A 23352-nucleotide genomic window follows, 5' to 3' on the forward strand; every position below is an offset into this window, starting at 1 on the left:
TGCGCCATGTCCGGGAGGGCCGTGCCCGACATACCCGCTGTTCCGCGCCTCCCGCACTCCGCGGCAGAGGGACCGGAGGGCATCCGTAAGGAGTACGTTCACCTGGGACGTTCCGAGATGGTTCTGCTCACTTCCTGGTGGTGCAAGGAAGATGGCGAGTTCTCGCTCTCCGCACGGTGGCCCGCCCCCGCCGCCGGCCTGGCGTACGACCAGCGGATGCTCACACAGACCGTCCGGCAGAGTGGTCTGACCATCGCGCACGCGGCGTACGGCGCACCCCTTTCCGATCACACCGTGCTGAACTACTTCGACTTCACCGTAGCGCCCGGATTCCAGGTGCCCTCCGACGCGCCCTGCGACCTCACCGTCGAGGTCACCGTGAAGAACGCCAAGACGCGTGGGAACAGGGTCAGTTCACTCGACATGGACTTCCGCGTCTACCGGGACGGCGACATGGCCGCCCGCGCGGAATCCGAGTTCGGCTGGCTGTCCACGCGCGTATACCGCCGCCTTCGCGGCGAGCACTTCGAAGTCGACTGGAACACCTGGCCGTTGCCCGACCCGGTCGAACCCCGCACAGTCGGCAGAAGCGCACCCGTCGACGTGGTCCTGTCGGCCGGTGACCGCCCCCGGCACTGGCAGTTGCGCAACGACGTGGAGAACGCGGTGCTGTACGACCACCCGGTCGACCACGTCCCGGGGCTCGCGCTCATGGAAGCGGCCCATCAGGCCGCGAACGCCGCCCTGTACCCGGCACGGTTCGAACAGACCACCGTGACCAGCGCGTTCGAGCGCTACGCCGAGTTCGACCGGCCCTGCTGGATCGAGGCGGACGTCCTGCCCGCCGCCCCCGGGGAGACCTCGGTCCTGGTGACGGCGACACAGGACGGGGAGACGGTCTTCCGGAGCCGGCTGGACGGGCCCTGCGGCTGACGACGGCCGACGGCCTACTGGTTGACGAACCCGCCGTCCACCGGCATGACCGTGCCCGTGAGGAACGGACAGCGGTCGCTGAGCAGCCAGGCGGCCGCCTGGGCGATCTCCTCGGGCTCCGCCGTACGCCCCTGCGGGGTCATGCCGTTGACCATCTCCTCCAGGCCCGGATTGCGCCCGAACCAGTCCGCCGTGATCTCGCTGCGCGTCGTTCCCGGCGCAACGGCGTTGATTCTGATGCCCTGTTGGGCGTACTCGTCCGCGGCGGCCCTGGTGAGGCCCACGACGGCGTGCTTGGCCGCTATGTAGGGCGCGGCCGCCGGTATGGCCACCAGCCCGCCCACACTGCTGTTGTTCACGACGGAGCAGCCTCGGGGGTTCCGCAGCATGGCCGCTATCTCGTGGCGGAGGCAGTTCCAGACGCCGCGCACGTTGGTGTCCATGACCGCGTCGTAGACGTCGTCACCCATGAGGTGGAGGGGGGTCCGGTCGCCTCCCAGGCCCGCGTTGTTGAAGGCGGAGTCCAGCCGGCCGTAGGTGTCGACCGTGAAGTCGACGGCACGCGCGGCGTCCTCCGCGACCGTGACGTCACAGACGACGTAGGAGGCCCGAGCCCCCTTGTCCTTCAACTCCGCCACCAGCGAAGCCAGTCGGTCCTCCCGGCGGGCGGCCAGGACGACCGTCGCGCCTTCCTGCGAGAACACCCGGGCCGCCGCCGCACCGATACCGCTGCTCGCCCCGGTGATCAGGACGACTCTGTCATGGAGAAGATCGCTCATGGCGGCAGTCTGGCAGGACGGATCAGCCGTGGCCACGGGCTGTCGCGGACCGCGCGGTCCTGCCGGGGGACGCCCCCGCTGCGGTGCGTGCGGGACGCCGGCCGTTACGGCAGAGGCTGTCCGTTCCGTGCTCCTGGATGTCGACCCGGAGCGACGACAGAAACAGACCGTATGTCCTGTTTTTGGCTTCGCTCCTGACGAAAAAGGACAAGGAGAGCGCGACCCCAGGACCTCCGGAGCGCCCCCGCGGTACGGTGCGGCATGCTCGCGATCCAGTTCGACCACTTCGGTGGTCCCGAAGTACTCCGCCCCGTGGAACTGGCCCCTCCCGTGCCCGGCCCCGGAGAGCTGCTCATCACCGTCGAGGCCGCCGGGGTGAACTTCGCCGACACCCACCAGACGGACGGCTCCTATCTGGGCGCCGACGCCCTTCCGCACGTCCCCGGCAGCGAGGTCGTGGGCCGCACCCCGGACGGGAGGCGGGTACTGGCCCGGGTCTCGCACGGGTACGCGGAGCAGGTGACCGCCAAGGAGTCCGCCGTGGTGGAGATCCCCGAGGACCTGGACGCGGCCCGGGCGCTCGCCCTCATGGTGCAGGGGCTGACCGCCTGGCACCTGCTGCGGTCGTCCGCACGGCTGCGTCGCGGGGAGAGCGTCGTCGTGCACTCCGCGGCGGGCGGCGTCGGCAGCCTCGCCGTCCAGCTGGCGAGGGAGTTCGGGGCGGGCCGGGTGCTCGCACAGGTCTCCGGCCCGGCCAAGGAGCGGCTGGTCCTGGACCTCGGCGCGGACGCGGTGATCACCTACCCCCTCGCGGAGAAGGCGGACGTCGTCCTGGACGCCGTCGGCGGGGAACTCTTCGACCAGGCCCTGGACTCCCTGGCGTCCTTCGGCCGGCTGGTCACCTACGGCAATTCCGCGCGGGCCGGCTTCACTCCCGTCGACCCGGCCCGGCTCGGCCGTCTCAACGCCTCCGTCGTCGGATTCTGGCTGCGCCCCACCCTCGCCGCCCCCGACGCGGTCGCCGGACCCCTGAAGGAGCTCCTCGCCCTGGTCGCCGGGGGCCGCCTCACGCCCGTGACCGGCGGCAGCTACCCGCTCGCCGAGGCCGGGCGGGCCCACGAGGACCTGCTCGCGCGCCGGACCACGGGGAAGCTCATCCTCACCCCCTGAACGGACGGGACAGCCCTTATAGGGTGGCCCGATGCCCTCGCTGACCTCACACCCCCCGGGACCGGCCGGATCGGGAGCACCGGCCGCCGTGCTGCCCCGCCCCGGCCGTGACCCGTTCTTCGACAACGCGAAGTACCTGGCCATCGTGCTCGTCGCGATGGGGCACTCCTGGGAACCGCTGCCCGGCAGCGGGCGTCTGGTGGAGACGGCCTACACCTTCGTCTACACCTTCCACATGCCGGTCTTCATCATCCTCGCCGGATACTTCTCGCGCGGCCTCGAGCTGCGGGCCGACCGGGTGTGGAAGCTCGTCACCGGTCTCGTCGTGCCCTACTGCGTCTTCGAGGTGGCCTACACCCTCTTCGAGCGGCTCACCGGCTCCCCGCAGTTCCCGCTGAGTCCGCTCACCCCCTACTGGCTGCTGTGGTTCCTGCCCGCGCTGTTCCTGTGGCGCCTGACCACACCCTTCTGGGAGACGGTCCGGTGGCCCGTGGCGGTCGCCCTGGTCATCGCGGCCATGGGGGCGGTGACCAGCAACATCGGCGGGGACCTGCATCTCCAGCGGATCCTGCAGTTCCTGCCGTACTACGTACTCGGTCTCCAGCTGCGGCCCGCGCACTTCGACTTCGTACGCTCGCGGGCCGTACGCGTCGCGTCGGTCCCCATCTGCCTGGTGGCGCTGGCCGCCGCCTACTGGGCGGTGCCGCGCACCACGACCTCGTGGTTCTTCCGCAGGTACGGGGCCGAGCAGCTCGGCTCCCCCGCCTGGACGGGGGCCGTGGTGACCCTGGTCCTGTTCACCTGCGCCCTGGTGCTCAGCGCCTGCTTCCTCGCCTGGGTCCCGAACCGCCGGCTGTGGATGACCGCGCTGGGAGCGGGCACCCTCTACGGCTACCTGCTGCACGGCTTCGTCGTCAAAGGCGCCGTCAAGCTGGATCTCTACGAGGCGGACGTCCTCTCCACACCGCCGGGACGGATTCTGGTGTCCGTCGTCGCCGCCGTCGTGGTCACGGTCCTCTGCAGCCCGCCCGTCAGACGGGTGTTCCGGTTCGCCGTGGAGCCCCGGCTCGACCGGGCCAGGAAGCCGAGGCCGGCGCCCTGACGCCCCGGCCACCGCGCCGCGCCTGCCCCGGCCCGCCGCCCGGTGCCCTCTCAGCCGGTGACGTGCGTCGTGCCGAGGACCGTGGCGTGCTCCAGGACGTCCTCCAGGGGGTCGTCGATCTGGCCCGTCGCGATCAGCGCCACCTGCGGCCCGTTGTGCGACCCGGTGTGGGTCTCGTCCGCGCGGGCCGCCCCGGCCGGCAGCAGGGTCGCCAGGACGGCCGTCCCCAGCACGGTCAGCTTGCTCTTCATCTCGTCCCGTTCCCCTCGCCTGCCGCCGTCCGTCCGGCGCCGGAAGGATCCTCCCGGCACACGGCCGGGCGCGGACGCGGACACGAGCCACCACCGGGGATTTGTTACATACGTTCCCGGCGTCGTTCTCCTCCGCACGCGGCGCACCCCCGGGCCAGAAGGCCTCGGGGGTGCGCCGTGTGCGACGAAGGACGACCGGGTGGTTACGCGACCTTGTTGGTCCGGCGCTGAGCCGCTGCGGCACGCGCCTCCGGCGTCGGCGTCCCGGCGTTGGAACGACGCCCCTGACCGGGGCGCGCGCCGCGCCGGCCGCGGGGACGGGAGCCGTTGCCCTTGCCCCGCTCCGTCACCGGCGAGCTGATGGTCACGGGCACACCGGACGGCGCCTGCGCGCCCGTGATGCGGCTCAGCTCGGCCTCGCCCGAACGGACCTGGGCGACCTGCGGCGTGATCCCCGCGTCGGCCATCAGCCGGGTCATGTCGCGGCGCTGGTTGGGCAGCACGAGCGTGACGACGCTGCCGGACTCCCCGGCACGCGCCGTGCGCCCGCCGCGGTGCAGGTAGTCCTTGTGGTCGCTGGGCGGGTCGACGTTGACGACCAGGTCGAGGTTGTCGACGTGGATGCCCCGGGCCGCGACGTTCGTGGCGACGAGCACCGTGACGTGGCCGGTCTTGAACCGGTCGAGCGTGCGGGTGCGCTGCGGCTGCGACTTGCCGCCGTGCAGGGCGGCCGCCCGCACACCGCTGCTCAGCAGGTGGTCGGTGAGCTTGTCCACCGCGTGCTTGGTGTCCAGGAACATGATCACCCGGCCGTCGCGGGCGGCGATCTCGGTCGTCGTCGCGTACTTGTCCGCGCCCTGGACGTAGAGCACGTGGTGCTCCATCGTCGTCACCGCACCGGCGGCGGGGTCCACCGAGTGGACGACCGGGTCGTGCAGGTAGCGGCGGACCAGCAGGTCGACGTTGCGGTCCAGGGTGGCCGAGAACAGCATCCGCTGGCCCTCGGGGTTGACCTGGTCCAGCAGCTCGGTGACCTGGGGCATGAAGCCCATGTCAGCCATCTGGTCGGCCTCGTCGAGGACGGTGATGGCGACCCGGTCGAGCTTGCAGTCGCCCCGCTCGATGAGGTCCTTGAGCCGGCCCGGGGTGGCGACCACGACTTCGGCGCCCCCGCGCAGCGCGCTGGCCTGGCGGCCGATCGACATGCCGCCGACGACCGTGGCGAGCCTGAGCCTGAGGGAGCGGGCGTACGGGGTGAGCGCGTCGGTGACCTGCTGGGCCAGTTCCCGGGTGGGCACGAGGACCAGGGCCAGCGGACGGCGCGCGTCGGCACGGTTGCCCGCGGTACGGGCGAGCAGGGCCAGTCCGAAGGCGAGAGTCTTGCCCGAGCCGGTGCGACCGCGGCCCAGGACGTCCCGCCCGGCGAGCGAGTTCGGCAGGGTGGCCCCCTGGATGGGGAACGGCACGGACACGCCCTCGGCGGCCAGTGCCGCAAGCAGGGGCGCCGGCATGTCGAGGTCCGCGAAGGACTCGGCGGCGGGGAGAGCCGGGGTGATGGTCACCGGCAGCGCGAACTCACCGGTGACGGCGGAGGAACGGCGGCCGTAGCCGCCGGAGCGCTTCGGGCCGCCGGAGCGTCCCTGCGAACCCGGGGCGCCCGGCCGGCCGGACCCCGCGGAGCGGAATCCGTTGGCGGTGCGGCTGCCGGCGGACCCGCCGGAGCGGGTCCGAGAAAATCGGTCATTCGTGCGAGCGGTGCGATCGCGGTTCAACTGGGAACCCTTCCCTCGAATGGCACGTATCGAGGGATTCTTTCCGGGCGGCTGCAGCCATGTACGGCGCCAAGAATCGCAAGAACGAGCCGGTGAAATAAAGAAGAACGAAGTCTGCCCATCGGATGAACAATCCGAATTCGGCACTCCATCATGACTGCATATAAGACCGCGGGGCCCGTGACCCGCACACATCAGGAACTACCCTGCGAGGTGCGCCGGTCACGCCACGGCCGGGAAAAACACAACGAGCTGGGGCCCGCACCCCAAGGTGCGGGCCCCAGCTGCGCCGTGCGGCCTGATGATCAGGCGGGGGTGATGTTCTCCGCCTGCGGGCCCTTCTGGCCCTGCGTGACGTCGAAGTTCACCTTCTGGCCTTCCTGCAGCTCGCGGAAGCCCTGGGCGGCGATGTTCGAGTAGTGGGCGAAGACGTCAGCGCCGCCACCCTCCTGCTCGATGAAGCCGAAGCCCTTTTCCGAGTTGAACCACTTCACGGTACCGGTAGCCATGTCATATCTCCTTCGGGGCGTTGCTCGTGGGCCCACACCGTGCAGGCCCTACGTCGCCGCAAATGATTGCCCCGTCCGGAAGAGACCGGAAATACAAAAGTGCCCCCACCGGAGTGAACCGGCGAGTGCACTTGAAGTTTTGGGAACCACAACTGCAACTGAGATCAACAGTAGCACGATTCGGTCACAAGTGAGCTGTAGTCCATATCACTGTGCCACCGCGCCGTCGGGAACGGTATAAACTCTCACCGCTCATTGCGCGTATTTCTGTGCCCGCTGAAACAGATATGCGCCCGCAGGCCCCTCAGGAATCGGGGTCGCCCCGGTCGGCCGCCGGCCGGCGCAGTTCCTCGTTGAGGCGCAGGGCCTCCTCGAGCTGGTCCTCCAGGATGACGATGCGGCAGGCCGCGTCGATCGGGGTGCCGGCGTCCACCAGCTCACGGGCCCGTGCGGCGATTCGGAGCTGGTAGCGCGAGTAACGGCGGTGACCGCCCTCGGAACGCAGGGGCGTGATCAGGCGGGCCTCACCGATGGCCCTGAGGAAGCCTGGCGTCGCACCGATCATCTCCGCGGCCCGCCCCATCGTGTAAGCGGGGTAGTCGTCGTCGTCGAGACGGTCCGTGGCACGCGACGGGGATTCCGGGGGCATCTGCACCTCTTCTGCTGCGCACCGGCCACTGATATGACCTGGCTGCACAAGAAACCCTAGGCGTACCGATAAGTCATGTCTATCGCCACCGGCACAGGTTTCCGCCGTCCCCGCCGCCGCCCGCGCGTGGACAGCTGCGGCGCGACGCCCTCCGGCAGCCCTTCGTAGCCAGGTGGCCGGCCCAACGAGGCTGACCGACCGGTCAGTTGTCGGCGGACCGGCGAACGGTCATACTGCACGCGTAGCCCTTCACGCATCCCCCGTCGTGAAGGGCTACATTGACGCGCGGCCGGCGACCTCGCGCGGACTGGAGCACACACGGCATGAGCGGCACCGGAACGACCACGACGGTGGCCCGTGCGGTCACGGACGTCCTGCAGCCCCGCAACGTACTGCTCCTCGGCATGCTCGCCATCGGACTCGCCTCGGCCGGTGACTGGACCGGGCTCCCCTGGGGCTTCCTCGGCGCCCTCTGCGCCGGCCTCGTCCCCGCCGGCTACATCGAGTGGGAGCGCGGGCGCGGTACCTGGGGCGACCGTCACGTCGTGGACCGGACCCAGCGGGCGCCCATCTTCCTGGTGATCCTCGGATCGCTCGGCACCGGCGCGCTGATCATGGTCCTGGGCGACGCGCCGTCCGGCATCCTGATCGCGACGGTCTCCCTGTGGGTGATGACGACCGTCCTCCTGGCGGTCAACGCGTTCTGGAAGATCTCGGTCGACTCGGCGGTCGCGTCGGCCGTGGTCGCCCTTCTCGGCGCCGCGCACTCGCTGTGGTGGCTGTGCGCGGGCGTGGCGGCCCTGGCCGTGTGCTGGTCACGGGTCGCGCTGGGCTACCACTCGGTGGCCCAGACCGTCGCGGGAGCCGCGGCCGGCGCGGCGACGGCCGCCGGTTTCCTCTTCGCCTGACCCCGGGCGGCCGGTTGCCACGGCGGCTGCGCGACCGCCCTCACCGCGACGGGCCGGACGGCCCCGATTGCGGACCCGCCCGGAAGCCGGTTACGTGGACGAGGGGGCCGCGCAGCGACGCAACCGGAGGCACACGGATGCCCAGGAAAGCAGCGAACTCCAAGGTCGGTCTGCTCATGAGCCTCGGCAGCAGCGCGATCGCCGTCGTCCGCACAGTCAAGCAGCTGCGCAGGGCCCGGGGGACTCAGGACAAGCTGACCGCCGCCGACACCCTGGCGGGGCTCCTGCCGCTGGTCACCTCCGCGCTGCTCGTCCTTCGCCGGCTGCGCAGGCGCTCCCCGCGGTCCTCGGGGTGACCTGCGGAGGCGGGTCACCGTGGTTCGCGGACCCGCTCCCGCAGCCTCTCCAGCACCCGGGCGCCGAGCAGCTCGTACTCCTCGCGGAGCCGCACGATCTCCGCCGGCCGTTCCACGGGCACGCCCCCGGTCACGATCTCGTGCGGGGCGAACTGCTCCCGGGTCAGGTCGATCTCCAGGCCGGCGCCCAGGCGGTTCCACCAGTGGAAGTCGACGCGCTCGCCGTCGACCCGCACCTCGCCCCGGATCAGCTCGCCGCCCAGCAGGTCGTTGAGGACGAGGGCCGTGACGCCGCACTGGTCGCGGGCCGGATTGCCCGGGTGCCAGTACGGCCGGTGCACCGGTGTGGTGGTGTCCGCGCCCCAGCTGCTGCGGACGGCGGCTTCGATGTCGGTGAGGAGCAGAGGTCCCATGCGGGGAATCCTCGCACCGGCCACCGACAACGCCCCCGGGTGCAGGCGCCGCCACCCGTGACGCCCGTGTGCGGAACGGCCGTTCAGTAGCCCCGGCTCCGGGACACCAGTACCGCGATGTCGTCCTCGGCCGTGTCCGCGAACCGGTCCACGACCTCGTCCAGCAGGTCCTGGAGCCGGCCACCGGCGGGCAGCGTGAGCCGGGTGAGCCGCTCGATGGAGAGGTCGATGTCCTCGCCCCGGCGTTCCACCAGTCCGTCCGTGTACATGAACAGCACCGTCCCGGGACCGCACGGCACCACGGTCGTCCGGTACCCGCCGAAGCCCGTGCCCAGCGGAGGCCCCGCCACCAGCGGCGCCACCCGTGCCCGGGGCGCACCCGGGTCGATGAACACCGGGGGCGGGTGACCGGCGCTGGCGACCTCGCAGACCCCCTCGCGCCGGTCGACGACCGCGACCAGACAGGTCGCCGCCCGATCCAGTCCCGACTGCTCCACCGCCTTGTCGAGCCGTTCGAGGATGCGGTGCGGCGGCTGGTCGTCCTCGGCCATGATGCGCAGCATCGACCGGTAGTTGCTCATGGCGACCGCGGCCTCCACCCCGTGGCCCATCACGTCGCCCATCACCTTCAGATGGCGCCCGCCCCGCAGCGGGATGGCGTCGAACCAGTCGCCGCCCACCAACGCCCCGGCCCCCGCGGGCAGATAGAGCGACGCGATCTCGATGCCGGGATTCGGTCCCCGGGGCTCGGAGAGCAGGGACCGCTGGAGTTCACCGGTGATGCGGTGCTCGTGGGTGTAGCGGTGGGCGTGGTCGATGTCGACCGCCGCCCGGCCCGCGAGCGTACGGGCCACGACGACGTCCAGGCCCTCGGTGAAGGGGGGCGAGGCGCCGGCCCGCAGCAGGCTGAGCACACCGAGCGGCCGTCCTCGCGCGGTGAGCGGTACGGCGACCGCCGAGTGCAGCCCGATGGCGCGGTAGGCGCCGACCCGTTCTGGGGTGGGCGCGGAGCGGCCGAGCTGCTCGTCCCCGTACAGGTTCTCGATCACCGGCTCGTCGGCTGCCAGGCAGCGGGGCACGGCCGCGTCCTCCTGGTAGTCGATGTCCGTCCCGGCGCCACCGAACCGGGCGACGGAGTCGGCGAGTCCCGGCACGGTGGCGACTCCCGCCCGGCGCAGCCGCAGCGCCCCGGGCGGTGGCTCGCGCCGGGTGCGCACGTCCTCCTCGGGTATCAGCTCCACCACGGCGACGTCGGCCATCACGGGCACCACGAAGTCCGCGAGTTCCTGGCAGGTGGTCCCCGCGTCGAGCGTCGTACCGATGCTGACGGCCGCGTTGTCCAGGAGCGTCAGATAGCTCCTGGCCCGCAGCAGTTCCTCCCGCTCGATCTGCGTGGCGGTGATCTCCTGGGTGATCACCATCAGCCCGCTCACCCGCCCGCCTTCCTGGAGCCGGTGGCAGGCGCCGCGCCAGTAACGCCGCTCGACCGCGGAGTCCGCCCAGGTCCGGCCGCTCGCGGTGAGGTCGCGGGGCCGTCCGTCGGCCAGCACCCGGCGCATGACGTCCAGCCGGACGTCGACGTCCGGCAGCACCTCGCCGACGGTCCGGCCCAGGTGCGCCGCCGCAGGGACACCGTTGATGCGTTCGAGTGCCGGGTTCACGTACACGTAGCGCAGGTCCCCGTCGAACACGGCCACCCCCGCCGGGCTCCCGCCGAGGAGCGCGTCCAGCCACGCCGTGTCGAGGGGCGGCCGGTCGGCGTGCTCTTCGGCCTGCAACGGAGCCTCCGGAGGGATGCGTACCCGGCGGGTGCGGAGAGGTCGGTCCGCACGGGCCGGCCTGCGAGCGGACCCTCATCCTCCGCCGCCGCGCACCGCCCCGCATCTCCGCCGGCGCTGTCCGCCGGCGTCGAGCCCGTCCAGGGACAGCGTGCCCTCGGAGGCCGCCGCGCCCGGCGGCAGCCCGAAGGCCGCCTCGACCCGGCCGGGCACCGGAGTCATCCCCAGCAGCCCCGAGACCAGCAGCCCCGCCAGGTGGTGCCAGGCCGGAGCCCTGCGGATCATCGCGTGGTCACTGCCCGGGATCGTCACCAGACAGGTGCGGGCGCCCGCGCGGCGTGCCCGGGCCGTGAGGGACTGGGACGCCAGCGGGCTGGTCACCCGGTCCCGGGTGCTGTGCAGCAGGACGACGTCCCGCCCGGCCAGCTGCGTCACCGGATCGCCGGGCGGACACCACGGGGCGAGTCCGACCACCGCGCGGACCAGCGGATGCCCCGCGGCGTGGAGCGCGGCACGGGCCCCCATGGAGTGGCCGAGGAGGACCACCGGGATGTCCCCCGCCTCGCGCCGCAGGGCGTCGAGCACCCTGATCGCGTCGTGCAGGGGGTCCTCGCGGGAACCGTTCCAGCCGCGGTGCGTGTAGCGGACCCGCTGCACGCGTACGCCGGAGTCGCCGCGCACCGCGCGGGCCACGACGCGCGCGACCGGCAGCATGCGCAGGCCGGGGAGGTTCAGGGCCCCCGGGGCCGGCGCCTCGATGCCCGTCTCGTAGCCGCCGTGGAGGATGAGCACCGCTGCCGACGGCGTTCGTTCGGCCACACGTACCTCCAGATCGGGGCGCCGGGCTCAGGCGCCCGCGCTCTGGTCCATATTCGGTGCCGGACGGCGTACGGATGGGTCGAACGCGGCGATGTGCGGAAAGTGCCGTTCACTGGACGAGGCACGAAGACCTTTCCGTACGCGACCCAAGGAGCCACTCATGGCGTCAGGACCTCAGATCGGCAGCCTCGCACCGGACTTCACCCTTCCCGGAGGCGTGCTCACCGGCGACACCTTCGAACGCCGTGACCACACGCTCTCCGCCGCACGCGGCCGGGCCGTCGTCCTCGCCTTCTACCCCGGCGACAACACGGCGGTCTGCACCAAGCAGCTCTGCTCCTACTCCTCGGGCCTGGAGACCTTCGAGGGGCTCGACGCCGAGGTCTGGGGAATCAGCCCACAGGGTGTGGACAGCCATGAGTCCTTCGCCCGCGACCACGGCCTGCGCATGCCGCTGCTCGCCGACACGGGGCGGGAGACCGCCCGGGCCTACGGGGTCACCGCGCCCGGCATCGGAGTGCGCCGCTCCGTCTTCCTGATCGGGCCCGACGGTGTGCTGCGGTGGAAGCACGTCGCTCTGCTCGGCGCCACGTTCCAGTCGCTCGACACGCTCGCCGAGCAGCTCTCCGGCATCAGGACGGCGTAAAGACTGCCGGACTCCGGCAGTACCCCTGGCGGGCACCGTATGGGACCATTCACCCAGTTCGACGGAAACATTTCGGGGGATTTCCGAACAGCGGGGGAGAGTTCATATGACCGTTCTTCTCGGTCTCGGCATCGCGGGAATCGTTCTCCTCGTCCTCTCACTGATCTTCGACGGGATCCTCGAAGGCCTCCTCGGTGATGCTCTGGGCGGCATGCTGAACGGTTTCTTCGACGGCCTGCTGTCGCTGCCCGTCATCGCCGGATTCCTCTCCATGCTCGGTTTCGGCGGTGCGATCGTCCTCGGGACCACGGGCGTCGGAACACCGCTGGCCGTCACCGCCGGTGCCGCGGCCGGGGTCGTCGCGGCCTGGCTGACCTGGAAGTTCAGCCAGGCCCTGATGAGGGATCAGACCACGGCCACGCCGCGCGGCGACGACCTCGTCGGCACCTCGGGATCCGTCGTCACGCCGATCCCGGCCGACGGCTACGGCGAGGTCCTGCTGCGACTCGCGGGCCAGACCGTGAAGTTCGCCGCGAAGAGCGCCGTCCCGGTCGAGCGCGGCGCCGAGATCTGGGTGGAGGGCACCCTCTCGACCACCTCGGTCACGGTCCGCCCCGTCGAACGCTGATGCACCACCGAGCCTCACGTCTGTCCGAAAGCCGTACAGCCGCACACACCGCCGTCCCGTCGGGAGGGCAAGGGGGACACCACTCATGAGTCCAGTAGTGATCGCCGTCATCGGGATCGTCGTGCTTCTCGTGCTCCTGGCGCTCGCCGTGATCACGCGGTACAAGGTCGCGGGGCCCAGCCAGGCCTTCATCATCACGGGGCGTCGCGGCAAGAAGTCCACCGACCCGGTGACCGGCCGCACCAGCATCGACAACAGCGGTCAGAAGGTCGTCGTCGGGGGCGGCGTCTTCGTCGTGCCGTTCGTCCAGCAGAAGTTCACCCTGGACCTCTCCAGCCGGCACATCCCCGTCGCCGTGCGCGGCGCGGTCACCCTGCGCGGCGTGAAGTCCAACCTCGAAGGCGTCGCGATCGTCAAGGTCGGCGGCAGCGAGGACGCGATCCGCGCGGCGGCGCAGCGATTCCTGCAGCAGCAGAACGGCATCGTCGGCTTCACCCAGGAAGTGCTCTCCGGAGCCCTCCGCGCCATCGTCGGCCGCATGTCCGTCGAGGACATCATCCGGGACCGGGCCGCGTTCGCCGGCCAGGTCGCCGAGGAGGCCGAGGCCAGCCTCTCCGGCCAGGGCCTCATCCTGGACGCCTTCCAGATCCAGGACATCACCACCGAGGGCTCCTACCTCGAGGACCTCGGACGCCCCGAGGCCGCCCGCGCCAAGCAGGAGGCCGACATCGCCGAGGCCATCGCCCGGCGCGCGTCCGAGCAGGCGCGGCTGAAGGCGGCCGAGGAGATCGCCGTCGCCGAGCGGACGTTCTACCTCAAGCAGGCCGAGATCAAGGCCGAGACCGAAGCCGCCGCCGCCAAGGCCAACGCGGCCGGCCCGCTCGCCGAGGCGGCCCGTCAGCAGGAGGTCCTCGCCGAGCAGGAGAAGGTCGCCGAGCGGCAGGCAGCCCTGACCGACCGCGAGCTCGACACCAAGGTCCGCAAGCCCGCGGACGCCGCCCGCTACCGGGCGGAGCAGGAGGCGGAGGCCCGTCGCATCGCCCAGGTCAAGGAGGCGGAGGCCGACGCGGAGCGCTCCCGCCTCACCGGCCAGGGCGAGAAGCTCCACCGCTCCGCCCTCGCCGACGCCGTACGCATCGAGGGTGAGTCCGAGGCGGCCGCCATCGCCGCGAAGGGTGCGGCGGAGGCCGAGGCCATGCAGAAGAAGGCCGACGCCTTCAAGCAGTACGGCGACGCGGCCGTCCTGCAGATGCTGGTCGAGGTGCTTCCGCAGGTCGTCGCCAAGGCCTCCGAGCCGCTGAGCGCCATCGACAAGATGACGGTCATCTCGACGGACGGGGCCAGCCAGCTGTCGCGCACGGTGACCGACAACGTGGCTCAGGGCCTGGAGCTGCTCAACTCCACCACGGGTGTGGACCTCGGTGCGCTGCTGAAGAACCTCCAGGCCAAGACGGGCGGCTCCGCTCCGGCGGTCCCGGCCCCGGCCGCCAACGGCGAGAGGATCGAGATCAAGGACTGATCCCGCGTCCACCGCACGGACAGGAGGCCGGCCCTCACGGGCCGGCCTCCTGTGTCCGCACGTGGAGCTTGCGCTCACCGTGCGCTGCCGATGGCGGCCCCTGAGCGTGCGGGCCACCCGGTCCGGTCGTCAGCCCCGTCGCCGTCCTGCGAACACCCTGGCTTCGGTACTCCACCACCGCACCGTCATGCGTGTACTGCCACCCGGAGGGAATCCCCTTCCGGGTGCCCCGGTCTCTTGACCACGAAGGCGACGCTAGTGCGGGAAACGGCAGATGTCTACTGCCGCCACGACAGATTTTCTGTCCGGCCGGTTGACGCACTTCTGCCGCTGCCACTGTTCGAATTCGCAAACGGAACGGGTGCCGGAGTAGTAGAAACCGCCCGAGCGGGCACGCGTTCATTTCAGGCAACGAGTGGTACGACCGATCACAGGTGGGGTGCACGCGTATGACGCACACGATGATCCCCGAAGCCTCGACGCCCTCCACGCGGACGGTGGAGGGCGACAGCACGGACAGCATCCACTGGGCCCGCAAGGCCGCCCGCACGTTCACCGACCGTCTGTCCCCGGCACCGGACCCGGCCCTGGCCGACACGCTCGTACTCGTGGTCTCCGAGCTGGTCACGAACGCGCTGCGCCACGGCGGCGGACGGTTCACCCTCCGGCTCTCCGCGGGCCCCGGCACCGTGACCGCCGCGGTCAGCGACCCCAGCCCGGCGCCACCGCACGCGCGGACCCCTGACCTCGACGGCGCCACGGGCGGCTTCGGATGGCACATGGTCCGCCGCCTCACGCAGGCCCTGACCGTCACGCCCGGCCCGGGATCCGGCAAGACGGTGCGCGCCCAGTTCGCGCGGTAGCACCCGCCTCCACACTCCCGGCAGCGAGCTTCCCCGGTCCGTACGGCGCTCTCCGGCGCCAGAAGCACCCACATGGGTGGTTTGCGCGGCCCGATAAGGTAATGGGCGACTAAAGAGATCATCAAAAGCGTTGCTCCGTCGCCGCGCGCCCTCGGGAGGAAGCCATGGGAACCCACCGCACATCGCTGCCGGGAGTCGGCGTCCAGTACGACTACACGACCGAATCCGGCCAGCACATCTCCGTGGTCGTGCATCACGACGGGCGGCGCTTCCTCGGGTTCTACGAGAAGGACGACCCAGATTCGTGCCTGCTCTCCGTACCCCTGACGACCACCGAGGCCACCGGGCTCGCCCACCTCATCGACGCGGCCCCCATCGACGCCGTACGGACCGAGGGGATCGATCTGGTCACCGAGCACATCCCGCTCGGGGCCCGGTCCCCGTACGGCGGCCGGCTGCTGGGGGACACCCGGGCGCGCACGCGCACGGGGGCCTCGATCGTGGCGGTGCTGCGCACGCACAGCGCGCACCCTTCGCCGGGGCCGGACTTCCGGCTGGCCATCGGGGACACGCTCGTCGTTGTAGGTACGCGTGAGGGCGTGGACACGCTCTCCGAGATCATTGCGGAGGGCTGACCGTGCACGACACGACTGCACTGCTGGTGGAGCTGGGCTCCGTCATTCTGGGGCTCGGCATCATCGGCAGGTTCGCCGGGCGGATAGGCCTCTCACCGATCCCCCTCTACCTGCTGGCCGGTCTCGCCTTCGGGGAGGGCGGTCTGCTGCCGCTCGGCGCCAGTGAGGAGTTCACCGCCATCGGGGCGGAGATCGGCGTCATCCTCCTGCTCCTCCTGCTCGGGCTGGAGTACAGCGCCTCCGAGCTCGTCACCAGTCTCAAGACGCAGTACCCGTCCGGGGCCGTCGACTTCGTGCTCAACGCGACCCCCGGCGCGGCCGCCGGCCTGATGCTCGGGTGGGGTCCCGTGGGGGCCGTCGCGCTCGCCGGGGTCACCTGGATCTCCTCGTCCGGCGTGATCGCCAAGGTGATGACCGACATGGGCCGGCTCGGCAACCGCGAGACGCCCGTCATCCTCGGTGTCCTCGTCATCGAGGACCTGGCCATGGCCGTCTACCTGCCGCTGCTCACCGCGATGCTGGCCGGTGTCGGTCTGGCGGGCGGCAGCATCGCCCTGCTGATCGCGCTCGGCACCGTCGGCTTCGTGCTGTACCTGGCGCTGCGTCACGGCCGGCTCATCAGCCGCGCGGTGTCCTCCGACAACCCGGAGATGCTGCTGCTCGTCGTCCTCGGACTCACCGTCCTGGTGGCCGGGGTGGCCCAGCAGCTCCAGGTGTCCGCTGCCGTCGGCGCGTTCCTCGTGGGCATCGCCCTGTCCGGCGAGGTCGCGGAGGGCGCGCGCAAGCTGCTGACGCCGCTGCGGGACCTGTTCGCCGCCGTGTTCTTCGTGTTCTTCGGGCTCTCCACGGACCCCGCGGAGATCCCGCCGGTGCTGCTCCCGGCGGCGCTGCTGGCGATCGTCACGGTCTTCACGAAGATCGGCACCGGCTGGTACGCGTCCCGGCGGGCCGGGATCGGACCGCGGGGCCGCTGGCGCGCGGGCGGCACGCTCGTCGCACGCGGGGAGTTCTCCATCGTCATCGCCGGTCTGGCCGTGGCGACGGAACCGCGGATCGGGCCCATCGCGACCGCGTACGTGCTCATCCTGGTGATCGTCGGCCCGCTCACCGCCCGGTGGACGGAGCCGGTCGCCTCGAAGCTCCAGGCGGTCCTGGCGGGCAAGGGGAAGAAGCCGGCCGTCGTGGACGACCGGCCGATGCCCTCGCACGACGACCTCACGCCGGAGCACGCCGGGCGCGACTCCGACTGAGGGTCCGCTCCCGGAGGGTCAGAGCGGGGTGGCCGCGTGGAGGATGCCGACGAGCGTCACCGTCGCGTTGAGCGACGACAGCGCCGAGGCCGCCGTCCCCACCGTCGCGGTCGCCGCCGCCACGGCCAGATGCGCCGAGGCCGGAGGCCACAGCCCGGCCGAGGGTTCCGGGTCGAGCAGCGCCGCCACCCGGCGCGGCACGGGGCCGGCCGCCGCCGCGAAGCCCGGGAGGACGGCGGGCCCCGGCTCACGGTTCGCGAACAGGGCCGCCTTGCCGACCGCCGTGGCCACGGTCCGGCGGCTGCCGACCGTGTACGCCGCCTCCTCGTCCGCCCAGCGTTCGGTGCTGTACGCCACCGCCGTGCGCAGCGGCAGGAGGAACGGGTTGGCCCGCGCCGCCAGTTGCGTCGCCAGCAGATAGCGGTGGTGGCGGCCCGTCAGGTGGGCGCGTTCGTGGGCGACGAGCGCCCGCCGTTCGCGGGGGTCCAGGCACTCCATCATCGCGGTGGAGACGACGACCTGTCCGACGTCACCGCGGCCGCGCCCGCGTCCTCCCGGGAGGGCGTACGCGAACGGGTCGGGGGACGGGATGACGGTGAGGTCCCCGGCGGCGCCGTTCCCCGCCTCCGGACCCAGCGCGTGGGCCGCGCGGATCCGGGCCCTGGTGTGCCGCAGCAGGGTGCTGCCGCAGGCCGCCAGCACCGCCCCCAGGACACCGATCGCGATCAGGCCCGCCTTCTCCTCGTAGGGCACCGCGGCACGCACCTCCGGGTCCGACCACCCGTCGGGCAGCGGATTACCGGGGAGCTGGGCCGTTCCCACCACCATGAGCAGGGCCAGACAGAGCGTGCTGCACAGAGCCAGCGTCGAACCGGTGACGGCCAGCAGGCGGGTGGCGCTCCTGGGGTGCAGATGCTGTTCGGCGAGGCGCGCCATGGGCAGTGCGGTCAGCGGCAGGACGAGTGGCAGGTAGACGAAGACGCCCATCGTGGTGGCTCTCAGCCTTCCGGAGCTGCGGAGTCGTCGGTGTCGCCGGGGTCGTCCGGGCCGTCGTGGAGGCCGTCCGTGCCGGCCGGGCCTTCGTCGGTCCCCTCGGCCGCGCGGGAGAGCAGCTCGCGCAGCCTGGCCTCGTCGCCCGGGGACAGCGCGGAGACGAACCGGGCCAGGACGGCTTCCCTGTCCCGCTCGCCGTCCAGGACGCGGCGCATGCGCAGGGCGGCGAGTCCCGCCTCGTCGGAGGCCGGGGTCCAGACGTAGGAACGGCCTTTCCGGGTCCGGGTCACGGCCTTCTTCGCGTAGAGGCGGGAGAGGATCGTGATGACCGTGGTGTAGGCGAGGTCGCCGTCGAGGTGCTCCTGCACCCAGCCGGCCGTCGCCGGGCCGCCCGCCGAGCTCAGCACCGTCAGGACCTGGGACTCGAGCTGTCCCTGGGCGCGCCTGGGCAACCGGGGTCCCTCCCGGGTGCCGCCGTCGTCGTCCGTACCTGTGGGCCTGTTCATCCGCCGCATCCTACTGAGTGGCCGATTACCGCCCCGTCCGCCGCCGTGCGGCCGTTGTCCGCCCCTGGTTCTTCTACACGGCTGTAGAGTTCGAGCGGTCACCGCATCACAGGCAACACGACACATGGAGACGTCATGGCCCTTTGGGATCGGATCAAGGAATCCGCGTCGACGATGCAGACGCAGCTGGAGGCGAAGAAGAACGACCTGAAGAGCGGGGCGTTCCGGGACGCGAGCATGGCCATGTGCGCCCTGGTCGCCGCCGCCGACGGTTCCATCGACCCGTCCGAGCGGCAGCGCGTCGCCACCCTGATCGCCACCAACGACGTGCTGCAGAACTTCCCCGCGGACGATCTCCAGCGCCGGTTCAACGACTACGTGAACAAGCTGACGGCGGACTTCGCCTTCGGCAAGGTCAGCGTGCTCCAGGAGATCGCCAAGGCGAAGAAGAAGCCCGCCGAGGCCCGTGCCGTGATCCAGATCGGCATCGTGATCGGCGGCGCGGACGGCGACTTCGACAAGTCGGAGCAGGCCGTCGTGCGCGAGGCGTGCTTCGCGCTGGACCTGCCGCCGCACGAGTTCGACCTGTAGGACCGTGCCGCGGGTGCGGCCCACGCCCGCGGGCCGCACCCGCAACGGTTCAGATCTCCTTCGCCGGCCAGTCCAGCAGCCGGGCGCCGATCACCGCCGTCTGCAGCGTGTACCGGTGCATCGGGTCGGACGGATCGGATCCGGTCAGCTGGTGTATCCGCTCCAGCCGGTACGTCAGCGCACGCACGCTGAGCGACAGCCGGCGCGCCGTCTCGGCGGCCACGCAGCCCGCGTCGAAGTACACGGACAGCGTCCGCAGCAGCGGTTCCGCCCCGCCCCGCGCCTCCTTGAGCGGGCCGAGCTCGCTGCGCACCAGATCGGCCATCGCCTGCCGGTCCCTCGTCAGCACCGGATAGACCAGCAGGTCGGCGGCGTACAGGACGGGGTCGTCGAGCTCCATCCGCTGTGCCAGGTCGAGGGCGTCGAGCGCCTCGTCGTAGGAGTGGACCACCCCGCCGGGGCCGCGGTGCGGGCGGCCGACCGCCACCTGGTGGCCGTCGGTGGCGGCGTGCGCCTGCTTGGCGAAGTACCTCAGGACGTCCGGCTGGCTGCCGGGGGCTATGCAGACCAGGCGCCCGTCCTTCGTCGTGAGCAGGATCTTCCGCCCGCCGAAACGCGCGAGCAGCGCCGCCTCCACGCTCCGGGGCACGGCGTCCGACTCGTTGTACGCCTCGGGGCCCGCCGCCACCGCGACGGCGTGCGCCCGCGAGAGCCGCAGCCCGAACCGGGTGGCACGCTCGGCGAGTCTGCCCAGGTCGCTGCGGCCGTAGAGCAGGTCGTCGATGAACTCCCGCCGCGCCGCCTCCTCGCGCCGTACGGTGAGGCGCTGCGCCCGCTCGAAGCCCTCCGCGAAGGCGTCGACCACCTGTTCCACGGCGGCCAGCACGGAATCGGCGGACGACGAGCGCGCCGCCTCGACCGGCCAGGCGGCGCGGGTCTCCGCGAGATGCCGCCGCACCAGCGCCCGCAGCTGGTGTCCCGCCTCCGCGGCCTCCCGGCCGAGCGCGCGCCGCGTCTCCAGCTCGTCCCGGGTGAGCCGCCGGCCGGTCTCCGCGACCTCGGCCAGGATCCCGGCATAGCCCTCCAGGAACCGCTCGGAAATCTCGGGCTCCGCCACGGCGCACTCCTCCGTACATCAACAGCACTGTCGTCCCGACAACGCGCGAACACGGATGCCGGTGCCCGGCAGGCGGGACCCGTCAAGCCTGCCGGACTCCGGCAATGCGCCGGAGACGCCCCGGCTGGCACGATCGGTGCAGCAACACACGGGGGAAAGCACGGGGGATCACGGGGGAAGAAGCCGGTTGCTGCGGAGCCGTTCGCGGTGTCGCGGCGCCGGCGCCCCCTCACCCGCGCCTCCCGCCGTACGGGAGCCAGTCGGGACGGGGGCAGCATCGATGACCGAGTTCCTTTCCGCGGCCACCACCTTCCCGGCCGTCGTCCTCGGCGCCGCCCTGGTGGTCGTCGTCTGCTTCTGGCTGCTGGTGCTGGCCGGGGCAGCCGGGTCCGACTCCTTCGACACCGACCTCGACACCGAAGCGGTCGGCTTCGGCGGGGTGCCGGTCTCCGTCTCGGTGTCGCTGGTGGTCGTCCTCTCCTGGTTCACCTGCCTGACCGGCTCGGTCCTGGTGCTCCGCAGCGGAGCGACCGGCACCGCGCGGGCGTTGCTCCACCTCGCCGTCCTGGCGGGGGCACTTCTGATCGCCTGGGGGGTGGTCCGCATGCTGGTACACCGCTTCCGCCGGTTCTTCCCCGCGGAACCTCCACCATCCCTGCGGGACTTCGTGGGTCAGGTCTGCACGGTCCGCACGGGATCCGTCAGCGCCGACTTCGGTCAGGCCGAGGTCGCCGCCGCCGACGGGTCGACCGCGATCGTGCAGGTACGGCAGCCGCCGAGGCCGTCATCTCCGGGTGAGGTGCTCACCTCCGGCGCCACGGGGCTGCTCTACGCGTACGACGCCGAGGGCGAGTTCTTCTGGGTCTCGCCGTACGACGCGGCGCTCGCCCCCCGTCCTCTGCCGCGCAAGGCCGTCTGACCCGCCCTCCCTTCCTCCGGGCCCCCGGGCCCGTGGTTCCGCGTGCCGTCACACGGGCGCGCCTTCGACTCCGTACGTCCCACCAGCCGCCAAGGACTGTCATGGATGCCATCTCCTGGGGCATCGGCGTGCTCGTCGCCGTTGTCCTGCTCATCACCGTCGCTCTGCTCTTCGTCATCACCCGGCTCTTCCGCAAGGTCGAGCAGGGGAAGGCGCTGATCATCTCCAAGACCAAGAAGGTCGACGTCACCTTCACCGGCGCGGTGGTCCTGCCGGTACTGCACAAGGCCGAGACCATGGACATCTCGGTGAAGACCATCGAGATCCGCCGGACCGGGCGTGAGGGCCTGATCTGCCAGGACAACATCCGTGCCGACATCCACATCACCTTCTTCGTCCGCGTCAACAAGACCGTCGAGGACGTCATCAAGGTCGCCCAGGCGATCGGCACCGAGCGGGCGAGCGACAAGGCCGCCATCCAGGAGTTCTTCGCCGCCAAGTTCTCCGAGGCGCTGAAGACCGTGGGCAAGCAGCTCGACTTCGTCGACCTGTACACCAAGCGCGAGGAGTTCCGGGACCGGATCATCCGGGTCATCGGGACGGACCTGAACGGCTATCACCTCGACGACGCCGCGATCGACTTCCTCGAGCAGACGCCGATGGCCCAGCTCGACGGTGCCAACATCCTGGACGCCCAGGGCATCCGGAAGATCACCGAGCTGACGGCGATCGAGCACGTGCGGACCAACGAGTTCCAGCGCACCGAGCAGAAGGAGATCACCCGGCAGGACGTCGACGCCCGGGAGACCATCCTGGAGCTGGAGCGCCGGCAGGCCGAGGCCGAGATCAAGCAGCGCCGCGAGGTCGAGACGCTGCGGGCCCGCGAGGAGTCGGCCACCGCCCGGGTGCAGGAGGAGGAGCGGCTCGGCGCGCAGAGCGCGTTCATCCGTACCGAGGAGCAGCTCGGCATCCAGCGGGAGAACCAGGCCCGCGAGGTCGCCGTCGCGCAGAAGAACCGCGAGCGCGTCATCGCCGTGGAGAACGAGCGCATCGAGAAGGACCGGCTGCTGGAGGTCATCGGTCGCGAGCGTGAGACCGAGCTGAACCGGATCGCCGCGACGAAGGAGGTCGAGGCGGAGCGCCGTGAGGTCGCGGACGTGATCCGGGAGCGGATCGCGGTGGACCGCACGGTCGCCGAGCAGGAGGAGTCGATCCTGACGCTGCGGTCCGTCGAGGAGTCGGAGCGCACCCGCAGGTCCGTGATCATCGCGGCGGAGGCGGAGGCCCAGGAGAAGCTGGTCAAGGACATCAAGGCGGCGGAGGCCGCGGAAGCCGCGGCGGTCCACCTGGCGGCCGAGCAGCTGACGCTCGCGGACGCCCGGCTGAAGACGGCCGACCTCGACGCGCAGGCGAAGCTGCGGCTGGCGGAGGGCATCCAGGCGGAGAACGCGGCTGCCGGGCTCGCGGAGGTCCAGGTCCGGGAGGCGGAGGCCGAGGTCACCGAGAAGGCCGGTCTCGCGGAGGCGCAGGCCACGGAGGCACGGCTCAGGGCCGAGGCGGAGGGGGCGCGCCTGAAGGCCCTGGCGGTCGCGGAGGGCACGCAGGCCCAGGCCTCCGCGGACGCGGCGGTGATCGGCGAGAAGCTGAAGGCCGAGGCGGAAGGGCTCACCGAGAAGGCCGCGGCGATGGCGGCGCTCGACGACGCCTCGCGGGGCCACGAGGAGTACCGGCTCCGGCTGGACGCGGAGAAGGAGATCCGGCTCGCGGAGTTCGACGTGCGGCGCCAGGTCGCGGAGGCACAGGCGACCGTGCTGGCGACGGGGCTGGAGAACGCCGACATCGACATCGTCGGAGGCGACTCCGTCTTCTTCGACCGGCTGGTGTCCTCGGTCTCCCTGGGTCGGAGCGTGGACGGCTTCGTGGAGAACTCGAAGACCGTGCAGGCGCTCGCCGGGCCCTGGCTCGACGGCCGGGGGACGTTCACGGAGGACCTGACCCAGGTCCTGGGGTCCCTGAACTCCGGGGACGTGCAGAACTTGACGGTGTCCGCCCTGCTCACACGGCTGATGCGGTCGCCGGGCGCGGCCTCGGGGCAGGTGAAGCAGCTGCTCGCCGCGGCGGAGGAGCTGGGACTGGCGGGCATGACGGTCTCGTCACTGAGGGGGGCGCCCTCGGTGAACGGGACGGCACCGGCACCGCCCGCGCACAACGGGGCTGCCGCCGTGTAGGGCGGGTCCGTCCGGTGG

Annotated in this window: 25 protein-coding genes; 14 read left to right on the forward strand and 11 right to left on the reverse strand. The window is 71.6% G+C overall.

Annotation, left to right across the window (positions count from 1 at the left end; genetic code table 11):
• Positions 1-6: 6 nt before the first annotated feature.
• Positions 7-933 carry a ScbA/BarX family gamma-butyrolactone biosynthesis protein gene (locus IA22_RS0106680; protein WP_030123010.1) on the forward strand — a complete coding sequence of 309 codons (927 nt, stop codon included), beginning with the start codon at positions 7-9 and terminating at the stop codon, positions 931-933.
• Between the two features lie 14 nt (positions 934-947).
• Here the strand turns inward: IA22_RS0106680 and IA22_RS0106685 are convergent, their stop codons facing one another.
• A complete protein-coding gene (locus IA22_RS0106685) occupies positions 948-1712 on the reverse strand; it encodes a glucose 1-dehydrogenase (RefSeq protein ID WP_030123011.1) in 765 nt (254 codons plus the stop codon).
• Between the two features lie 261 nt (positions 1713-1973).
• Here IA22_RS0106685 and IA22_RS0106690 point away from each other — a divergent pair, with 261 nt between their 5' ends.
• Complete coding sequence (locus IA22_RS0106690) at positions 1974-2882, forward strand: quinone oxidoreductase family protein (RefSeq protein WP_015577828.1); 909 nt, start codon at positions 1974-1976, stop codon at positions 2880-2882.
• Between the two features lie 31 nt (positions 2883-2913).
• The gene (locus tag IA22_RS0106695; protein ID WP_030123012.1) at positions 2914-3984 is read left to right on the forward strand and encodes an acyltransferase family protein; all 1071 of its coding nucleotides are present in this window, start codon (positions 2914-2916) and stop codon (positions 3982-3984) included.
• 50 nt (positions 3985-4034) lie between these two features.
• Here IA22_RS0106695 and IA22_RS0106700 read toward each other — a convergent pair whose 3' ends face one another.
• The 4 genes from IA22_RS0106700 to IA22_RS0106715 all read right to left on the reverse strand — a co-directional run bounded on the left by IA22_RS0106700 (position 4035) and on the right by IA22_RS0106715 (position 7165).
• Positions 4035-4235 (reverse strand): hypothetical protein, encoded by a 201-nt coding sequence (locus IA22_RS0106700; protein ID WP_014155342.1) that lies wholly within the window; start codon positions 4233-4235, stop codon positions 4035-4037.
• Positions 4236-4438: 203 nt separating this feature from the next.
• Positions 4439-6007, reverse strand: coding sequence for a DEAD/DEAH box helicase (locus tag IA22_RS0106705; protein WP_030123013.1), 1569 nt, complete (start codon positions 6005-6007; stop codon positions 4439-4441).
• A gap of 305 nt (positions 6008-6312) precedes the next feature.
• Entirely contained in the window at positions 6313-6516 is a 204-nt protein-coding gene (locus IA22_RS0106710) for a cold-shock protein (protein ID WP_014155340.1), read from the reverse strand.
• A gap of 304 nt (positions 6517-6820) precedes the next feature.
• Complete coding sequence (locus IA22_RS0106715) at positions 6821-7165, reverse strand: MerR family transcriptional regulator (RefSeq protein ID WP_030123014.1); 345 nt, start codon at positions 7163-7165, stop codon at positions 6821-6823.
• 323 nt (positions 7166-7488) lie between these two features.
• Here IA22_RS0106715 and IA22_RS0106720 point away from each other — a divergent pair, with 323 nt between their 5' ends.
• Together IA22_RS0106720 and IA22_RS0106725 are read left to right on the forward strand one after the other, a co-directional pair.
• A complete protein-coding gene (locus IA22_RS0106720; protein ID WP_014155338.1) occupies positions 7489-8073 on the forward strand; it encodes a hypothetical protein in 585 nt (194 codons plus the stop codon).
• Between the two features lie 137 nt (positions 8074-8210).
• Positions 8211-8429: a hypothetical protein gene (locus tag IA22_RS0106725; RefSeq protein ID WP_015577832.1), complete on the forward strand. Its 219-nt coding sequence runs from the start codon at positions 8211-8213 to the stop codon at positions 8427-8429.
• A gap of 14 nt (positions 8430-8443) precedes the next feature.
• Here IA22_RS0106725 and IA22_RS0106730 read toward each other — a convergent pair whose 3' ends face one another.
• The 3 genes from IA22_RS0106730 to IA22_RS0106740 form a co-directional block, all read right to left on the reverse strand.
• Positions 8444-8842: a YunG family protein gene (locus IA22_RS0106730; RefSeq protein WP_030123015.1), complete on the reverse strand. Its 399-nt coding sequence runs from the start codon at positions 8840-8842 to the stop codon at positions 8444-8446.
• Positions 8843-8925: 83 nt separating this feature from the next.
• The gene (locus tag IA22_RS0106735; RefSeq protein ID WP_030123016.1) at positions 8926-10620 is read right to left on the reverse strand and encodes a SpoIIE family protein phosphatase; all 1695 of its coding nucleotides are present in this window, start codon (positions 10618-10620) and stop codon (positions 8926-8928) included.
• 75 nt (positions 10621-10695) lie between these two features.
• On the reverse strand, positions 10696-11439 hold the full coding sequence (locus IA22_RS0106740) for an alpha/beta hydrolase (protein ID WP_014155334.1): 744 nt from the start codon (positions 11437-11439) through the stop codon (positions 10696-10698).
• A 160-nt stretch (positions 11440-11599) separates the two neighbouring features.
• Between IA22_RS0106740 and IA22_RS0106745 the strand changes: the two genes are divergently transcribed.
• From IA22_RS0106745 to IA22_RS0106770, 6 genes are all read left to right on the forward strand, one after another.
• Positions 11600-12085 carry a peroxiredoxin gene (locus IA22_RS0106745; RefSeq protein ID WP_030123017.1) on the forward strand — a complete coding sequence of 162 codons (486 nt, stop codon included), beginning with the start codon at positions 11600-11602 and terminating at the stop codon, positions 12083-12085.
• A 106-nt stretch (positions 12086-12191) separates the two neighbouring features.
• Entirely contained in the window at positions 12192-12713 is a 522-nt protein-coding gene (locus tag IA22_RS0106750) for a hypothetical protein (protein ID WP_015577837.1), read from the forward strand.
• Positions 12714-12798: 85 nt separating this feature from the next.
• A complete protein-coding gene (locus IA22_RS0106755) occupies positions 12799-14232 on the forward strand; it encodes a flotillin family protein (RefSeq protein ID WP_014155331.1) in 1434 nt (477 codons plus the stop codon).
• A 449-nt stretch (positions 14233-14681) separates the two neighbouring features.
• Positions 14682-15095, forward strand: a complete 414-nt coding sequence (locus IA22_RS0106760; RefSeq protein WP_014155330.1) for an ATP-binding protein — start codon at positions 14682-14684, stop codon at positions 15093-15095.
• Positions 15096-15259: 164 nt separating this feature from the next.
• Entirely contained in the window at positions 15260-15730 is a 471-nt protein-coding gene (locus IA22_RS0106765; RefSeq protein ID WP_014155329.1) for a cation:proton antiporter regulatory subunit, read from the forward strand.
• Between the two features lie 2 nt (positions 15731-15732).
• The gene (locus IA22_RS0106770) at positions 15733-16980 is read left to right on the forward strand and encodes a cation:proton antiporter (protein ID WP_014155328.1); all 1248 of its coding nucleotides are present in this window, start codon (positions 15733-15735) and stop codon (positions 16978-16980) included.
• 18 nt (positions 16981-16998) lie between these two features.
• Here the strand turns inward: IA22_RS0106770 and IA22_RS0106775 are convergent, their stop codons facing one another.
• Both IA22_RS0106775 and IA22_RS0106780 read right to left on the reverse strand, forming a co-directional pair.
• Positions 16999-17967, reverse strand: a complete 969-nt coding sequence (locus IA22_RS0106775) for a M56 family metallopeptidase (RefSeq protein ID WP_015577839.1) — start codon at positions 17965-17967, stop codon at positions 16999-17001.
• An 11-nt stretch (positions 17968-17978) separates the two neighbouring features.
• Entirely contained in the window at positions 17979-18479 is a 501-nt protein-coding gene (locus IA22_RS0106780) for a BlaI/MecI/CopY family transcriptional regulator (RefSeq protein ID WP_015577840.1), read from the reverse strand.
• A gap of 135 nt (positions 18480-18614) precedes the next feature.
• Here IA22_RS0106780 and IA22_RS0106785 point away from each other — a divergent pair, with 135 nt between their 5' ends.
• Positions 18615-19070, forward strand: coding sequence for a tellurite resistance TerB family protein (locus IA22_RS0106785; RefSeq protein ID WP_014155325.1), 456 nt, complete (start codon positions 18615-18617; stop codon positions 19068-19070).
• Between the two features lie 49 nt (positions 19071-19119).
• On the opposite strand, the gene IA22_RS0106790 is transcribed toward IA22_RS0106785, so the two are convergent.
• Positions 19120-20187 carry a PucR family transcriptional regulator gene (locus IA22_RS0106790; protein ID WP_014155324.1) on the reverse strand — a complete coding sequence of 356 codons (1068 nt, stop codon included), beginning with the start codon at positions 20185-20187 and terminating at the stop codon, positions 19120-19122.
• A gap of 280 nt (positions 20188-20467) precedes the next feature.
• Here IA22_RS0106790 and IA22_RS0106795 point away from each other — a divergent pair, with 280 nt between their 5' ends.
• Together IA22_RS0106795 and IA22_RS0106800 are read left to right on the forward strand one after the other, a co-directional pair.
• The gene (locus tag IA22_RS0106795; RefSeq protein ID WP_015577842.1) at positions 20468-21106 is read left to right on the forward strand and encodes a hypothetical protein; all 639 of its coding nucleotides are present in this window, start codon (positions 20468-20470) and stop codon (positions 21104-21106) included.
• A gap of 101 nt (positions 21107-21207) precedes the next feature.
• Complete coding sequence (locus tag IA22_RS0106800) at positions 21208-23334, forward strand: hypothetical protein (RefSeq protein ID WP_030123018.1); 2127 nt, start codon at positions 21208-21210, stop codon at positions 23332-23334.
• The last annotated feature ends 18 nt before the right edge of the window (positions 23335-23352 follow it).

The organism is Kitasatospora papulosa (assembly GCF_000717245.1).
GTDB lineage: Bacteria > Actinomycetota > Actinomycetes > Streptomycetales > Streptomycetaceae > Streptomyces > Streptomyces papulosus.

What these genes read in the sequence shown, in the direction of transcription:
- IA22_RS0106780 (WP_015577840.1), bottom strand. Translation starts at nt 18,479, where the DNA reads ATGAACAGGCCCACAGGTACGGACGACGACGGCGGCACCCGGGAGGGA.
- IA22_RS0106700 (WP_014155342.1), bottom strand. Translation starts at nt 4,235, where the DNA reads ATGAAGAGCAAGCTGACCGTGCTGGGGACGGCCGTCCTGGCGACCCTG.
- IA22_RS0106695 (WP_030123012.1), top strand. Translation starts at nt 2,914, where the DNA reads ATGCCCTCGCTGACCTCACACCCCCCGGGACCGGCCGGATCGGGAGCA.
- IA22_RS0106680 (WP_030123010.1), top strand. Translation starts at nt 7, where the DNA reads ATGTCCGGGAGGGCCGTGCCCGACATACCCGCTGTTCCGCGCCTCCCG.
- IA22_RS0106750 (WP_015577837.1), top strand. Translation starts at nt 12,192, where the DNA reads ATGACCGTTCTTCTCGGTCTCGGCATCGCGGGAATCGTTCTCCTCGTC.
- IA22_RS0106690 (WP_015577828.1), top strand. Translation starts at nt 1,974, where the DNA reads ATGCTCGCGATCCAGTTCGACCACTTCGGTGGTCCCGAAGTACTCCGC.
- IA22_RS0106775 (WP_015577839.1), bottom strand. Translation starts at nt 17,967, where the DNA reads ATGGGCGTCTTCGTCTACCTGCCACTCGTCCTGCCGCTGACCGCACTG.
- IA22_RS0106715 (WP_030123014.1), bottom strand. Translation starts at nt 7,165, where the DNA reads ATGCCCCCGGAATCCCCGTCGCGTGCCACGGACCGTCTCGACGACGAC.
- IA22_RS0106725 (WP_015577832.1), top strand. Translation starts at nt 8,211, where the DNA reads ATGCCCAGGAAAGCAGCGAACTCCAAGGTCGGTCTGCTCATGAGCCTC.
- IA22_RS0106800 (WP_030123018.1), top strand. Translation starts at nt 21,208, where the DNA reads ATGGATGCCATCTCCTGGGGCATCGGCGTGCTCGTCGCCGTTGTCCTG.
- IA22_RS0106685 (WP_030123011.1), bottom strand. Translation starts at nt 1,712, where the DNA reads ATGAGCGATCTTCTCCATGACAGAGTCGTCCTGATCACCGGGGCGAGC.
- IA22_RS0106785 (WP_014155325.1), top strand. Translation starts at nt 18,615, where the DNA reads ATGGCCCTTTGGGATCGGATCAAGGAATCCGCGTCGACGATGCAGACG.
- IA22_RS0106710 (WP_014155340.1), bottom strand. Translation starts at nt 6,516, where the DNA reads ATGGCTACCGGTACCGTGAAGTGGTTCAACTCGGAAAAGGGCTTCGGC.
- IA22_RS0106760 (WP_014155330.1), top strand. Translation starts at nt 14,682, where the DNA reads ATGACGCACACGATGATCCCCGAAGCCTCGACGCCCTCCACGCGGACG.
- IA22_RS0106745 (WP_030123017.1), top strand. Translation starts at nt 11,600, where the DNA reads ATGGCGTCAGGACCTCAGATCGGCAGCCTCGCACCGGACTTCACCCTT.
- IA22_RS0106730 (WP_030123015.1), bottom strand. Translation starts at nt 8,842, where the DNA reads ATGGGACCTCTGCTCCTCACCGACATCGAAGCCGCCGTCCGCAGCAGC.
- IA22_RS0106765 (WP_014155329.1), top strand. Translation starts at nt 15,260, where the DNA reads ATGGGAACCCACCGCACATCGCTGCCGGGAGTCGGCGTCCAGTACGAC.
- IA22_RS0106720 (WP_014155338.1), top strand. Translation starts at nt 7,489, where the DNA reads ATGAGCGGCACCGGAACGACCACGACGGTGGCCCGTGCGGTCACGGAC.
- IA22_RS0106755 (WP_014155331.1), top strand. Translation starts at nt 12,799, where the DNA reads ATGAGTCCAGTAGTGATCGCCGTCATCGGGATCGTCGTGCTTCTCGTG.
- IA22_RS0106795 (WP_015577842.1), top strand. Translation starts at nt 20,468, where the DNA reads ATGACCGAGTTCCTTTCCGCGGCCACCACCTTCCCGGCCGTCGTCCTC.